At 62.7% G+C, this 13,568-nt stretch carries 13 protein-coding genes and 1 tRNA gene; 10 read left to right on the forward strand and 4 right to left on the reverse strand.

Going from position 1 to position 13,568, the window contains the following annotated elements; all coding sequences use genetic code 11:
- Positions 1-7 precede the first annotated feature (7 nt).
- Positions 8-1,438 (reverse strand): Glu/Leu/Phe/Val dehydrogenase, encoded by a 1,431-nt coding sequence (locus tag HEP69_RS18450; protein ID WP_290559980.1) that lies wholly within the window; start codon positions 1,436-1,438, stop codon positions 8-10.
- Between the two features lie 447 nt (positions 1,439-1,885).
- On the opposite strand from HEP69_RS18450, the gene HEP69_RS18455 reads away from it, so the two are divergent.
- The 3 genes from HEP69_RS18455 to HEP69_RS18465 all read left to right on the forward strand — a co-directional run bounded on the left by HEP69_RS18455 (position 1,886) and on the right by HEP69_RS18465 (position 4,570).
- Positions 1,886-3,469 carry a Tad domain-containing protein gene (locus HEP69_RS18455; RefSeq protein WP_290559965.1) on the forward strand — a complete coding sequence of 528 codons (1,584 nt, stop codon included), beginning with the start codon at positions 1,886-1,888 and terminating at the stop codon, positions 3,467-3,469.
- Complete coding sequence (locus HEP69_RS18460) at positions 3,466-4,005, forward strand: TadE/TadG family type IV pilus assembly protein (RefSeq protein WP_290559966.1); 540 nt, start codon at positions 3,466-3,468, stop codon at positions 4,003-4,005. The genes HEP69_RS18455 and HEP69_RS18460 overlap by 4 nt, the downstream gene beginning before the upstream one ends.
- Positions 4,006-4,072: 67 nt before the next feature.
- Positions 4,073-4,570, forward strand: coding sequence for a pilus assembly protein (locus HEP69_RS18465; protein ID WP_290559967.1), 498 nt, complete (start codon positions 4,073-4,075; stop codon positions 4,568-4,570).
- A gap of 420 nt (positions 4,571-4,990) precedes the next feature.
- Here the strand turns inward: HEP69_RS18465 and HEP69_RS18470 are convergent, their stop codons facing one another.
- A complete protein-coding gene (locus HEP69_RS18470) occupies positions 4,991-5,464 on the reverse strand; it encodes a hypothetical protein (RefSeq protein ID WP_290559968.1) in 474 nt (157 codons plus the stop codon).
- 750 nt (positions 5,465-6,214) lie between these two features.
- On the opposite strand from HEP69_RS18470, the gene HEP69_RS18475 reads away from it, so the two are divergent.
- Positions 6,215-7,126, forward strand: coding sequence for a pirin family protein (locus HEP69_RS18475; protein ID WP_290559969.1), 912 nt, complete (start codon positions 6,215-6,217; stop codon positions 7,124-7,126).
- A 174-nt stretch (positions 7,127-7,300) separates the two neighbouring features.
- On the opposite strand, the gene HEP69_RS18480 is transcribed toward HEP69_RS18475, so the two are convergent.
- On the reverse strand, positions 7,301-7,933 hold the full coding sequence (locus HEP69_RS18480; protein ID WP_290559970.1) for a TetR/AcrR family transcriptional regulator: 633 nt from the start codon (positions 7,931-7,933) through the stop codon (positions 7,301-7,303).
- A 79-nt stretch (positions 7,934-8,012) separates the two neighbouring features.
- Between HEP69_RS18480 and HEP69_RS18485 the strand changes: the two genes are divergently transcribed.
- From HEP69_RS18485 to HEP69_RS18505, 5 genes are all read left to right on the forward strand, one after another.
- Positions 8,013-8,330 carry a hypothetical protein gene (locus HEP69_RS18485; protein WP_290559971.1) on the forward strand — a complete coding sequence of 106 codons (318 nt, stop codon included), beginning with the start codon at positions 8,013-8,015 and terminating at the stop codon, positions 8,328-8,330.
- Between the two features lie 75 nt (positions 8,331-8,405).
- On the forward strand, positions 8,406-9,692 hold the full coding sequence (locus HEP69_RS18490; RefSeq protein ID WP_290559972.1) for a homoserine dehydrogenase: 1,287 nt from the start codon (positions 8,406-8,408) through the stop codon (positions 9,690-9,692).
- A 44-nt stretch (positions 9,693-9,736) separates the two neighbouring features.
- Complete coding sequence (gene glpX, locus HEP69_RS18495; protein WP_290559973.1) at positions 9,737-10,702, forward strand: class II fructose-bisphosphatase; 966 nt, start codon at positions 9,737-9,739, stop codon at positions 10,700-10,702.
- 43 nt (positions 10,703-10,745) lie between these two features.
- Positions 10,746-12,491: a single-stranded-DNA-specific exonuclease RecJ gene (gene recJ / locus HEP69_RS18500; RefSeq protein ID WP_290559974.1), complete on the forward strand. Its 1,746-nt coding sequence runs from the start codon at positions 10,746-10,748 to the stop codon at positions 12,489-12,491.
- Between the two features lie 83 nt (positions 12,492-12,574).
- Positions 12,575-12,649: transfer RNA gene (locus HEP69_RS18505), tRNA-Glu, on the forward strand.
- Here the strand turns inward: HEP69_RS18505 and HEP69_RS23790 are convergent.
- Positions 12,609-13,307, reverse strand: coding sequence for a tyrosine-type recombinase/integrase (locus HEP69_RS23790; RefSeq protein WP_366111597.1), 699 nt, complete (start codon positions 13,305-13,307; stop codon positions 12,609-12,611). The genes HEP69_RS18505 and HEP69_RS23790 overlap by 41 nt on opposite strands.
- 34 nt (positions 13,308-13,341) lie before the next feature.
- On the opposite strand from HEP69_RS23790, the gene HEP69_RS18510 reads away from it, so the two are divergent.
- Positions 13,342-13,568, forward strand: a 227-nt coding sequence (locus tag HEP69_RS18510; RefSeq protein ID WP_290559975.1) for a transposase, incomplete at its 3' end; no start/stop codon positions are given.

The raw sequence follows: 13,568 nt of genomic DNA on the forward strand, positions 1-13,568 counted from the left end.
TGGTCCGTCATAGGCCTTTGGCTCGGTAGCTGGACGCGACCTTTCCGATCGCGACAAGATAGGCGGCGGTGCGCAGATCATCGACCCTGTCATTCTCGTGCCAAACCTCGCGCATCGACTGATAAGCGATCCGCATAGTATCATCGAGACCCGAGCGCACCAGTTCCAGCTCATCGGCCCCGCGCAGGTATTTCTGCTTGAAATTCGGACTGAGCGTCCATCCGATCCCGGTATCGGCGCTCAGCCGCTCCAGCTCGTCGATCACCAGTTGGTGACGCGCCTCTTCCTGACGGCGCTGCATCCGGCCAAAGCGGATGTGGCTGAGGTTCTTGACCCACTCGAAATAGGACACCGTAACCCCGCCTGCATTGGCGTACATATCCGGGATGATCACTGTGCCTTTCTGGCGCAGGATGTCATCGGCCCCGGCGGTGACCGGACCGTTGGCGGCCTCGATGATCAACGGTGCCTTGATCCGCTCCGCGTTGGAGAGATTGATTACCCCTTCCAACGCCGCCGGGATCAGAATGTCGCATTCCTCTTCCATCACGACCGAGCCTTCGGCGGTATGGGCGGCATCGGGGAACCCTGTCACGCCACCGCGCCCGACGATCCAGTTGCGCACCGCTTCCACGTCGAGGCCCTGAGGGTTAAAGAGCGCGCCGTCGCGTTCGATGATGCCGATGACCACGGCGCCATCCTCCTCCACCAGGAACTTGGCCGCGTGATAGCCCACATTGCCCAGACCCTGCACGATCACGCGTTTGCCGTCGAGCGAGCCGGTCAGCCCGGCCTTGGCCATATCCTGCGGATCGCGAAAGAACTCGCGCAGCGCATATTGGACACCGCGGCCTGTCGCCTCCACCCGGCCCGCGATCCCGCCCGCATTCAGCGGTTTGCCCGTCACACAGGCGCGCGCGTTGATATCGGTGGTGTTCATCCGCGCATATTGATCGGCGATCCAGGCCATCTCACGCTCCCCTGTGCCCATATCCGGGGCCGGCACATTCTGGGACGGGTGAATGAGGTCGCGTTTGGCCAGCTCATAGGCGAACCGGCGGGTGATCTGTTCCAGCTCATGCTCATCATATTGCCGCGGGTCGATCCGCAGCCCGCCCTTGGAGCCGCCAAAGGGTGCCTCGACCAGGGCGCATTTATAGGTCATGAGCGCGGCCAGCGCCTCGACCTCGTCCTGGTGCACGCTCGAGGCGAAGCGAATGCCACCCTTGACCGGCTCCATATGTTCAGAATGCACCGACCGGTATCCGGTAAAGGTGTGCATCTGCCCCCGCAGCCGCACCCCGAAGCGAACCGTATAGGTCGAATTGCAGACGCGGATCTTCTCTTCAAGCCCCGGGGGCAGGTCCATCAGCGCCACGGCGCGATTGAACATCAGGTCCACGCTTTCACGGAAACTGGGTTCGGCTTTCATGCTCATGTTCATGTGTTCTGTCCCTATTGGCGGTGACCTTCGGCCCCTTGGCGATGTCTGAGTCGGTTCCTCTCATCGCACGGCCACTATGAGGGTTTGGTAAATCGGGTGCTACAGATTTAAGCAAACCCGATTTTTGCCGAAACCCGAAGGGACCCGGCGGGCTTCCGCCGCATTGTAGATAGATTTGATACAATCAGTCATATCAGGTCGTTCTATCTGAAAAAGACCTCCCTAAACCCCCTATTTTGAACGCGAATTGCCCCATTTTCGCCATGTTCCAGAACGATAAGTTCTGAGCCGTATTGTGTCCGGCGCCGCGCTGAGGCGTTGGTTGCCAAGAAAGGCTAGGCCATGACGACAACGACATTCAAAGACGCCGCACACCGCGCAGATCGCGTGATACGGCGCCCGGGGAGGCCGGGTCAGTTCTTTAAAGATGACGCCGGGTCGATGACGATCTTCGGTATGTTCATGTTGATGTGCATGATGGTGATGGTCGGTATCGGCGTGGACGCAATGCGTCACGAACGCGAGCGTGCGCATCTGCAATACACGCTCGACCGTGCGGTTCTGGCCGCTGCCGATCTTGACCAGCCGCTTTCGCCTCAGGCCGTGGTCGAGGATTACTTTGCCAAGGCGGGATTGTCGGACGCGTTGTCGAATGTACAAGTGACCGATACGCTTGGATCGCGCACGGTCTCGGCCACGGCCGAAAGCACCCTTCCCACGTTCTTCATGCGCATGACCGGCGTCGACGATCTGGCCGTGGCGACAGCCAGCACCGCGCAGGAAAACATCGACGCGGTCGAAATCTCATTGGTGCTGGACGTGTCGGGCTCGATGAACCGGCACAGCCGACTGAGCAACCTCAAGGTCGCGGCCAAGGATTTCGTGGACGAGATGTTCGACAATTCGGTGCCCGGCACGATCACCATCTCGATCGTGCCCTATGCCACCCAAGTGTCGGTGCCCGAAGAACTGTTTGACGAGCTGAACGTGTCGGAAGAGCACAACTTTTCCCGCTGCATCAACTGGGCGGCGGACGAGTTCAACACCACCACGATCAGCACCACCGAAGCCTATCAGCGCACGATGCATTTCGATCCTTGGAACGATTTCGACGGGCGCGACAATGGCAGTTCCGGCGAACTCGTCCGCGACCCGATCTGTGAAGCTGAGGCAAGCCGCGAGATCCTGCTGCTCGAAGATGACCGCACCACGCTGAAAACCTTCATCGACAACCTCTTTGCCGATGGCAACACCTCGCTCGACGTGGGCATGAAATGGGGCTCGATCCTGGTCGATCCCACGTTTCGCCCCATCGTGCAGGCGCTGGCGCACCCGGATGTCGGTTTAATCGACCCATCTTATGCAAACCGGCCCGTGGCGCACACCGATGCCGAAACGATCAAGGTCGTGGTGTTGATGACCGATGGTCAGAACACCAACCAGTATTACATCGAAGACGGGTTTCGCGAAGGACCCTCAAACATCTGGTGGAATGCGGAGGAGGAAGAGTACTCTGTCTACGATCCCCCGTCCGATCGTTACTTCATTCCGCACCGCGACGCATGGGCCGACCAGCCCTATGGCAACGGGTCCGATACGGTCTGCGACTGGCGGCTCGACGGGTTCTACTGGAGCTACGGGTGCGAAACCGAAGAACAGCCGGGTTCGGCCGTTCAACTCAGCTATCCCGACCTTTGGGCCTATACCTCCATGGAATGGATCGTTGAGGATCTCTATGAGCCCTGGATGAACGACGATCTGGCCTGGAGCCGCTGGTACCATGACGTCCAGAGCAGCTATGGCCGGTCGGTCAAGAACACCCGGACCACAAACATCTGCGGGGCGTCCAAGGATAACGGGACGGTTGTCTTCACCATCGGTTTCGAGGCACCGGATGCAAGCGAAACACTGCTGGAAAACTGTGCCAGCTCGCCGTCGCATTACTTTGATGTGGAGGGGCTTGAGATCTCGGACGCGTTCTCGGCCATCGCCTCGTCGATCCGCGCGCTGAGGCTGACCCAATGATGCGCTTTGCTCACAAGGCGATGCGGCGGTTTGCCCGCAAAGAGGATGGCAATGCCACGATTGAGTTCGCGGTGCTGTTTATGCCGATGTTCGTCACCATGCTCTGGGCGGTGGAACTGGGCATGATCCACATCAACTATGCGATGCTGGAACGCGCGGTCGATGCCACCGCGCGGGACCTGCGGCTGGCCACCGGGACCGCGCCGCAGCATGACGACATTCGCGACGTGATTTGCGAGCGCACGGGATTTGTCCAGGATTGCGCCAATAACCTGCGGATCGAGATGATCCTGATCGACCCAAACAACTGGTCGCCGCCACCTGCAACGGTCGATTGCGCGGATGTGTCCCAGCCGGTCGAGCCGGTCCGCGAATTCGTGAACAACGCGCAAAGCAACGAACTGATGTTCATGCGGGTTTGCGCCAAGTTCGATCCCTTCATGCCGCATATCGGAATGGGCGGCAGTATCATCAAGGACGGGGCCGGCAAATACGCGTTGGTTTCCAGCTCGGCCTTCGTTCAGGAACCGAGGTAAGACGATGCGCCTGTTTTCAGCATGCCGCCGATTTTTGGGGCGCTTTCGCGATGACACGCGGGGCAGCATGACCGTGGAGTTCGTGCTGATTGTCCCGATCCTGTTTTGGGCTTATGCGGCAAGCTATGCGTTCTTCGACGGCTACCGGCAAAGCTCGATCAATCTCAAGGCGGCCTATACAATCGGTGATTTGCTGTCACGCGAAAGGCAGATCATCACTCCGGCCTATATCGATTCGATGTATGCCCTGGCCCAGCACCTCACCCGCACGGATTCCCCTCTGGATATGCGGATCACGGTGATCCGGTGGGATGAAGAAGACGACATGTTTTATTTCGACTGGTCACAGACCCGCGGCAGTGTGCTGCCGCTGACCCAGGCCGATCTGCCGGACATCGCGCACCGGTTGCCGGTGATGCCAGATGAAGAGCGTGTGATACTGGTGGAGACATGGAACACCTGGAAGAGCGTCGTGTCGACTGGAATGCCAGAGCGGTCCTTCGACAATTTCATCTTCACGCGCCCCCGCTTTGCTCCGCAGCTCAAGTTCGAGGACGGAACCTGACGCCAGGGCGCGCGAGGGCCGCTTGCGCGCGGCGGTGCCTGAGGTGAAGCCCGGACGATGGATCACACGGCGTGACAACCTGGCAGGCATTGCGCCTGTCCCGTGCAGGGCTATCGGCGCGTCGTTCACCTCCGGTTTTGGGATGCCCGGTTTGAACTCCATGTGCGACCGGAGCCGACCCGAAACCCCGTCAAGCGTGGCGCACCACCGTCGCCTTTGAGAGGCTGCCGTCACACCCTCTATCGGTCCCTTGCGCCGCATCATCCGTCCTGCACCTGCTTGCAAATGCACAACGGACGCGCGGTCACATGGCAGGACAACCCGTCTTGGCCATCTGCCAAGACACGCTCCTCCACTGAGGGTGACCCGCAAATCACGGCTCAGGTGCAGCCTCTCGATCCTGCGTGCTGGGACAACGCCTTATTCGCGGGACATGATCAACCGCGCGCTGATCATATCCGACATGATTTTGGCCTGTGAGGCCGATGTCACACCGCCCACCCCGATCCTGCGCCCGACCCGCCACCACAGGCCCGGCTCCCATCTGCGAGGCCCTGGTGTCCGGGTCTTGATCAGAAATCCGTTCGAGGGTTTGAATGCCAGAAACCCGCGCTCCACATTTTCGATCTCGTCCAGCCGGGCGATGAGGCCCCCGTTGTGATCGCGGATCACGTCATCGGTCATCTCGATGGACCCGGCGGTGGCCCGTCGCATCTTGTCACCGATCCAGAGCGCGCCCGCACCGGTCACGATCAGAAAGATCTGCCACTCAAACGTGGGCGGCGTGGCCAGGGCCACATAGATCAACAGCGCCCCCAGAAAGAGCAGCATGCCAACGCCAAACCACCGGCGCGGCTGCGACACCTCGATCCTGGCATGAATTTCGTCTGACATCCCCGGCCTATCCCCTGCTCTATGAGCGGGATCTAACGCGGAACTGGCGCGGGTGACAGCCCTATTTGCCAGGTCCCGAACGCGCGCAAAGCCCGGCGACCGCAGGTGGAGGCCCGCGGACAATGCCGACCCCGCACGCCCACCGACCAATCCGGGACGGCGAGGAACCATTGCGCGGCGGTGCCGGGCTGCCATGTATCACCAGATTCCGGCCGACCCGTCACCGGCCCACGGCGGAGACGGTGCGAGGCGGGCCCGTGCATCTGGCGTTTCGCGTTCCGCATCCAGCCCCCCAACGCCACGGGGCGGCTCCGCCCGGGATCCAGCGCTTTTTCTGTGCAAGGTCGGCTTTTCGGCACTCCTGGATATCCAACGACCGGCGCCGGAGGCGTACTCAGTTCCCCTCAGTTCCGCAAAGAGACAGACGCATTGCACGCGCCACCGGATGGCGCATTCCTCGAAGAACCCTTGCATGACGGGAGGCAGGCAGCCTCAGCGCCATATGGCTGTGCGCAGGGTCGTGCGCTGCCCGCATCGCGTCTGATCCGCGTCGTGTCCCCAAAAACCACCCATCCGAAATCGATCGGGGCACGCGCGGGGGCGCAGCCCCCGCGCCGGTCGGATCGGCGCAGCCGATCCGAAACCCCTCCCGCTGTGCAGCCGGGCACATCTGCGGTGCGCGGCGGCAGAATTGTGAGCGGACCCACCGCGCCCTATCTCCTTATCAAACAGAAAACCCGGAGCATTCCCATGTCCATCCGACCCACTCTGGAGGCCCGCAAGGCCATCCCCACCCTCGAAGGGGCCGGTGTCAAACTGCACCGTGCCTTCGGCTTTCAGGATCCCTCCGAGCTCGATCCCTTTCTGCTGTTCGACGATTTTCGCAACGATCGTCCACAAGACTTTGAGCGCGGCTTTCCCTGGCATCCCCATCGCGGCATCGAGACGATCACCTATGTGCTGGACGGCACGGTGGAGCATGCCGACAGCCTGGGCAATACAGGCACCTTGCAGGCCGGATCGGTGCAATGGATGACAGCCGGATCCGGCATCCTCCATCAGGAGATGCCACATGGCAACGCAAACGGGCAGATGCACGGCTTTCAGCTTTGGGGCAACCTTCCATCGGCGCTGAAGATGACTGCACCGCGTTACCAGGACATCGACGGCACGCAGATCCCCGAGGTTATCGACGATGACGGCACGCGGGTCAAAGTGATCGTGGGCGCGTTCTGGGGCAAGACCGGCCCTGTCGACGGCATCGCGGCAGACCCGCAATACCTCGACATCTTCGTCCCCGCAGGGGTGCGAAAGACATTCAGGATCGACACCTACCGCCGGGCCTTTGCCTATGTGTTCGACGGCGCGGGGGCCTTTGCCGATGCATCCGCGCCCTCGGGGGTTCTGTTGGAAAAGGAAGTCGGCGGCGAGGAGCTGAACATTCGCGACCTTTCGGGCAACCGCACGTTGATCCGCTTTGGCACCGGCGATGAGGTGACCGTCCAGGCAGGTCCGGACGGGGTGCGGTTTCTGCTGATCTCCGGGGCGCCCATCGCCGAGCCCGTCGCCTGGCACGGCCCCATCGTGATGAACACCCAGGCCGAGCTGGAGCAAGCCATGCGGGATTTGCAGAACGGGACGTTCATCCAGCCCACCCATTGACCCTCGCAGGGCGCCGAAGGCAGGTTCGGCGCCCCTTCCCTTTTCGCGGGTCCAGATCACACCTCATCCAAACACCAGCTCACAACCAGCAGCGCTGATCGGGGCCGCAAGATCGCAGGATCGCAACGGCAACACCATCGGTTCGGGCATTGATCAGCACAGGCATGCACGGCCTCAGGTCCCCTGTTGGGCACCGGTTCCAAGGCTCGAACCGCCCAGGTCTGCCGCCACCATCTGCCGCGCCATATCCCAATAGATGGTCTGTACATCCTCCAGCGACAGCCGCCCGCCCGCCCGGTACCAGGTGTTGACCCCTGTCAGCATCGCGATCAGCGCCAAGGAGGCGACCTTGGGATCTTGGACCCGAAAGGCGCCTGCGCGCACGCCCTCGCTCAGAATGCCTTCCAGCGCCGTTTCGTAAGCCCGCCTCTGCGCCTCGATCGCGGCGAAATTCTCGCCGGTCAGGTTGCGCAGTTCCATGTACGAGATAAAGACCGCGTCGGCCCGCTCCAGATTGAAACGGATATGAAACCGGGTGAACGCCTCCAGCCGCTCAAGCGGGCTCAGCCCTTTGGGCGCTTCGCGCCACGCGGTCAGCAACGTGGCCATATGCTCCTCCATCAGTGTATAGAGGAGCGACTGCTTGTCGGGGGTATAGTTGTAAAGCGCGCCGACCTGTACGCCGACCTCAGCCGCGATCTGGCGCATGGAGACGGCGGCATAGCCGTTTTGCGCAAAAAGCCTCAACGCGGCCGCGCGGATGCGCGGGCCGGTGATGTCGGAATGGGAACCAGCGGTACGAGCCATGAAACAAAGGCTAACTGAACGGCCGTTCAGATAAAAGCCCTGCTTGCGCTGGCGCGCAGGCTGGGGCATCACCAACGGTATGATACGTTTTTCCGCCCTCCCGATCCGGATATTGCTTTTGGGCTGCCTGTCGACGGGGCTGCTTGCCGCGTGCACCGATCCGCCCGAACTGCCGGTCACCAGTCGGCCAGACCTGGCAAGGGCGGAGTTCCCCACGCTGGTTCCGATAGAGCAGATCCTGGGCGCGCCCACGGACGCGGCTGAAACCGATCAGGACCGCATCGATCGGCTGGATGCGCGGGTCGCCGGATTGCAGGCCCGCGCCAATCGGTTGCAGGGCAGCGGGATCGATCCCGCGCTCCGCGACCGCCTGGACGGGGACACCATCTCCGACTGAGCGACCTGTTGCGCGCACCCGCGCGACCGGCTAGAGGAAGGCAAAGCCCCGCCCCTCAATTCCGAAAGGATCCCCATGACAGCACCGCTTCGCCTTGGCATTGCAGGCCTGGGAACGGTCGGCATCGGCGTCGTCAAGATCATCCGCCAGAAAGCCGAACTGCTGCGCGCGCGGATCGGGCGCGAGTTCGTCATCTCGGCAGTGTCGGCCCGGAACCGCGACACTGATCGCGGCGTCGCGCTTGCGGGTTATGAATGGGAGGATGACCCGGTCGCTCTGGCCACGCGGGACGATGTCGATGTCTATCTCGAGCTGATAGGCGGCACCGAAGGGGCTGCCAAAGCCTCGGTCGAGGCCGCATTGCGCGCAGGCAAGGACGTGGTGACCGCCAACAAGGCGATGCTGGCCATTCACGGTCAAGCCCTGGCCGAAGAGGCCGAGGCGGCAGGCCGCGCAATCCGCTATGAGGCCGCCGTCGCCGGTGGTATCCCGGTGATCAAGGCCCTGACCGAGGGCTTGGCCGGCAATGAGATCAGCCGCGTGATGGGGGTGATGAACGGCACCTGCAACTATATTCTGACCCGGATGGAAAAGGCAGGCCTCAGCTATGACGCGGCCTTTGCCGAGGCTGACGGGCTGGGCTATCTCGAGGCCGATCCAACGCTCGATGTGGGCGGGATCGACGCCGGGCACAAGCTGGCGATCCTGTCGGCCATCGCCTTTGGCGCGCGCCCCGATTTCGACGGGATCGAACTGGAAGGCATCGAGCGCGTCACCATCGAGGATATTCGCGCCGCCGCCGATATGGGCTTTCGCATCAAACTGTTGGGCGTGGCACAACGTACCGGGCGCGGGCTGGAACAGCGCATGCAGCCGTGCCTGGTGCCTGCGAACTCTCCTCTCGGGCAGCTCGAAGGCGGCACCAACATGGTCGTGATCGAAGGCGACGCGGTCGAACAGATCGTGCTGCGCGGCCCGGGGGCCGGCGAAGGGCCCACCGCCAGCGCGGTGATGGGCGATGTCTGCGATCTGGCGCGCGGGTTGCGCCAGCCGACCTTTGGCCAACCCGCAGACACCCTTCAGGAGGCCACACGCGCGCGATCCGAACTGCCCGCGCCGTTCTATCTGCGCATGGCGCTTTTGGACAAACCCGGCGCGCTGGCGAAGATCGCGACGATCCTGGGCAACTCGGGTGTCTCGATCGACCGGATGCGCCAATATGGCCATGACGACACCACCGCACCGGTTCTGATCGTCACACACCGGACCTCGCGCGTGGCGCTGGACGAGGCGCTGACCGCAATGGCACAGACCGATGTGGTGGCGGGTGCGCCCGTGGCGCTTCGGATCGAACATCTCTGAACCCGACGCTTTGAGCCCGGACAAAACCAAAGGGGACAATTTTTATGACCAAGGACATTGAATTTTACGACCGGATGCTGTCGCTGGGCCTGGCGCGGGTGGCCGAACAGGCCGCATTGGCTTCGGCGACGCTGATCGGCCGGGGCGATGAAAAGGCCGCCGATCAGGCGGCGGTGAATGCGATGCGCGAACAGCTCAATCTGCTCGATATCGCGGGCGTCGTGGTGATCGGCGAAGGCGAGCGGGACGAGGCGCCGATGCTCTATATCGGCGAAGAGGTGGGCACCGGGAACGGACCCGGCGTGGACATCGCGCTCGACCCGCTGGAGGGCACGACGCTGACCGCAAAGGACATGCCCAACGCGCTGACGGTGATCGCGATGGGGCCGCGCGGCTCGATGCTGCATGCGCCGGATGTCTATATGGACAAGCTGGCTGTGGGGCCGGGATATCCCGACGGTGTCGTGAGCCTGGATATGAGCCCATCCGAGCGGGTGGCGGCGCTGGCCGCGGCGCGGGGCTGCAAACCCTCTGACATCACCGTCTGCATTCTGGAGCGGCCCCGGCATGAAGCGATGATCGCTGATGTGCGGTCCACCGGGGCGGCGATCCGGTTGATCACTGATGGCGATGTGGCCGGCGTCATGCATTGTGCCGAGGCAGAAAAGACCGGCATCGACATGTATATGGGCACCGGCGGCGCGCCCGAAGGCGTGCTTGCGGCAGCAGCGCTCAAATGCATGGGCGGCCAGATCTTTACGCGCCTTGTGTTCCGCAACGATGACGAACGAGATCGCGCAACCCGTGCGGGTGTCACCGATTTCGACCGGATCTATACCCGCGACGAGATGGTGACCCAGGACGTGATCTTTGCCGCCACCGGTGTAACGGGTGGCAACCTTTTAAGCGGGATCCGGCGCGAACCCGGCTGGGTCACAACCGAGACTTTGCTGATGCGGTCGAAAACCGGATCGGTGCGGCGCATGGAATACCGCACTCCGGTAAGCTGAGCGCCCGCAAGAGGTATTCGCGACTCTAATACAGGGGGCTGTCTTGGCGTTTCTCGGGGTTGAACAGTCGATCACCGGGCGCCGGTGGATCGGCCCGGACATAGAGACCGAACGCGCGGCAGAGGCGCTTGTCCAGGCCTGTGACCTGCCCCACCCCGTGGCCCAGGTCCTGGCCCGCCAGAGCGTGGCGCCAGAGGATGCAGCGGCCTATCTCAACCCCCGCCTCAAGGACCTTCTGCCCGACCCGCGCGGGCTCAAGGATATGCAGATCGCGGCGGCCCGGTTTCTCGGGGCCGTGTCGCGGCGCGAACGGATCGCGATCTTTGCCGATTACGATGTCGATGGCGGCAGCTCGGCCGCGCTGCTGATCTGGTGGCTGCGGGCGCTGGGTCTGTCTGCAACGCTTTATGTTCCCGACCGCATCGACGAGGGCTATGGCCCCAACGCGCCTGCGATGCAGGCACTGGCGCGCGATCACGACCTGATCCTCTGTGTCGATTGCGGTACGTTGAGCCATGACGCGCTGGCCGCCGCGCAAGGGGCGGATGTGGTGGTTCTGGATCACCACCTGGGAGGCGAGACGCTGCCCCCTGTCCTTGCGGTGGTCAATCCCAACCGGCAGGACGAGAGCGGTGATCTGGGGCATCTTTGTGCGGCGGCAGTGGTTTTCTTGATGCTGGTGGAGGCCGGGCGGCAAATGCGCGAGGCCGGATCACGCGGCCCGGATCTGATGGCGCTGCTGGATCTGGTCGCGCTGGCCACGGTGGCCGACGTGGCCCCGCTGACAGGTGTGAACCGGGCACTGGTCCGGCAGGGCCTGACAGTGATGGGGCGGCGTGAGCGGCCCGGGCTGGTCGCCTTGGCGGATGCCGCGCGGCTGGATACCGCGCCGATGGCCCATCACCTTGGGTTTGTGCTGGGGCCGCGCGTGAATGCGGGCGGTCGGATCGGGCAGGCCGATCTGGGCGCACGGCTGCTGGCCACCGCCGACAGCCACGAGGCCGCCGCCATGGCAGACCGGCTCGAAGAGCTGAATGCCGAGCGTCGCGAGATCGAGGCGCAGGTGCGCGCTGCCGCGATGGACCAGGCCGAGATCCGCGGGATGGAGGCACCGCTGGTCTGGGCGGCTGGCGAGGGCTGGCACCCGGGCGTCGTCGGTATCGTGGCGGCGCGGCTCAAGGAGGCTGCAAACCGCCCCGCCGTCGTGATCGGGTTTGACGGCGACGAAGGCAAGGGTTCCGGCCGGTCGGTGGCCGGTGTCGATCTGGGCGCGGCAATCCAGCGCCTGGCGCAGGAGGGGCTGCTGATCAAGAGCGGCGGCCACCGGATGGCGGCGGGCCTGACCGTGGCACGCGATCAGCTGGAGCCTGCGATGGCGCGGCTCGGCACGCTTTTGGCCAAACAAGGCGCGGGCATGGGCGGTCCTGCGGATCTGCGCCTGGATGGCGCGCTCCTGCCTCAGGCCGCCACACCGGACCTGATCACAGCGCTGGAGCAGGCAGGCCCCTATGGCGCAGGCGCCCCCGGTCCCAGGTTTGCCCTGCCCGACATAGCGGTGCGCTTTGCCAAACGCGTGGGCGAGAACCATCTGAAACTGACCCTTTCGGATGGCATGGGCGGGGGTCTGGACGCGATTTGTTTCGGCGCGTTCGAGGGCGATCTGGGTCCGCGCCTGAGTTCCGGCGACGGCGCGCGCTATCATCTGGCAGGTCGGCTGGAGATCAATCATTGGGGCGGGCGTCAAAGGGTGCAGATGCGCCTGGAGGACGCCGCCCCCGCCACAGGTTGAGCGACCTAAAATATGCAGACCGGTGCAAATTTCCGCTTGCACGCGGGGCTACGATTCCATAATCACGCGCTCACGACCAGCGTGGCCCGTTCGTCTATCGGTTAGGACGCCAGGTTTTCAACCTGGAAAGAGGGGTTCGATTCCCCTACGGGCTGCCACTTCCATCTTTTTTTGTTGTGTTTCATGGGGATATTCCTCGTGCTTGCTAGCCCTATCAGGGTGGTTAGCGAATCTTGGGTTTCCATCGGTCCGTTGAAGCTTGTCCAACGCATTATCCGCAAGCCGCATCTGATCGGATTTCTGCGTGTAGCGCCGAACTTCCGCATCAGAATTGTGGCCGGTAATAGATTTGATCTCGTGCAGCGTGCAGCCTGCTTCGGCCAAACGCACAGAACATGCATTGCGTAGGCCATGGGATGTGCACTTAGGCAAACCGGCCTCATCGCATCGCTTCCGCATCCAGTTGCCAAAGCCTGCAACCGCGAACGGTTTGCCGTACTCTGTTGTTACAAATGCAGGTGCATCCCTTGGCAACCCTTCAATCGCAACCTTGAGTTCTGATGCCAATGGGATCATCAGCGGGGTGTTCGTCTTTTGCTGTAGGACCGAAATTCTGCCGTCAGAAACATCCTTCCAGCCCATCCGCACTGCATCACACTTGCGTTGACCCGTGCAGAGCATGAGTGTTAACGCAAGGTGAGCTTTGGTTCCGGCTGGGTGCCGAGCAGTAAATTGCGCAATCTCAGCTTCCGTCCAAGTGTGATAGCCCTCACTATTCGATCTATACGGCTTTGTTGCACAAATCCCGCTAGGGATTCATCCCGTGAATCCAGCATGATAGCTGGAGGGCATGAGCAGTTGGGCCCCTACAAAGCACAAGACCACGAACTGGTCGGCTTACAATGACAGCCTGAAGCGACGCGGATCGCTATCGATTTGGTTTGATCCGGAGATGGTTCGGGTGCCACCGCCGAGCGGCAAGCGCGGCCGGCAACAGAGTTTCAGTGATGCTGCGATCCAGGCGGGCCTCACCCTGAAGGGGCTGTTCGGGGGGCCGCTTCGGCAGACAACCGGTTT

It is taken from the genome of Aestuariivita sp., from assembly GCF_021404545.1.
In the GTDB taxonomy this organism is placed as follows: domain Bacteria; phylum Pseudomonadota; class Alphaproteobacteria; order Rhodobacterales; family Rhodobacteraceae; genus Aestuariivita.

Coding starts and splice junctions, on each gene's coding strand:
- HEP69_RS18450 (WP_290559980.1), bottom strand. CDS start 1,438: ATGAGCATGAAAGCCGAACCCAGTTTCCGTGAAAGCGTGGACCTGATG.
- HEP69_RS18455 (WP_290559965.1), top strand. CDS start 1,886: ATGACGATCTTCGGTATGTTCATGTTGATGTGCATGATGGTGATGGTC.
- HEP69_RS18460 (WP_290559966.1), top strand. CDS start 3,466: ATGATGCGCTTTGCTCACAAGGCGATGCGGCGGTTTGCCCGCAAAGAG.
- HEP69_RS18465 (WP_290559967.1), top strand. CDS start 4,073: ATGACCGTGGAGTTCGTGCTGATTGTCCCGATCCTGTTTTGGGCTTAT.
- HEP69_RS18470 (WP_290559968.1), bottom strand. CDS start 5,464: ATGTCAGACGAAATTCATGCCAGGATCGAGGTGTCGCAGCCGCGCCGG.
- HEP69_RS18475 (WP_290559969.1), top strand. CDS start 6,215: ATGTCCATCCGACCCACTCTGGAGGCCCGCAAGGCCATCCCCACCCTC.
- HEP69_RS18480 (WP_290559970.1), bottom strand. CDS start 7,933: ATGGCTCGTACCGCTGGTTCCCATTCCGACATCACCGGCCCGCGCATC.
- HEP69_RS18485 (WP_290559971.1), top strand. CDS start 8,013: ATGATACGTTTTTCCGCCCTCCCGATCCGGATATTGCTTTTGGGCTGC.
- HEP69_RS18490 (WP_290559972.1), top strand. CDS start 8,406: ATGACAGCACCGCTTCGCCTTGGCATTGCAGGCCTGGGAACGGTCGGC.
- glpX (WP_290559973.1), top strand. CDS start 9,737: ATGACCAAGGACATTGAATTTTACGACCGGATGCTGTCGCTGGGCCTG.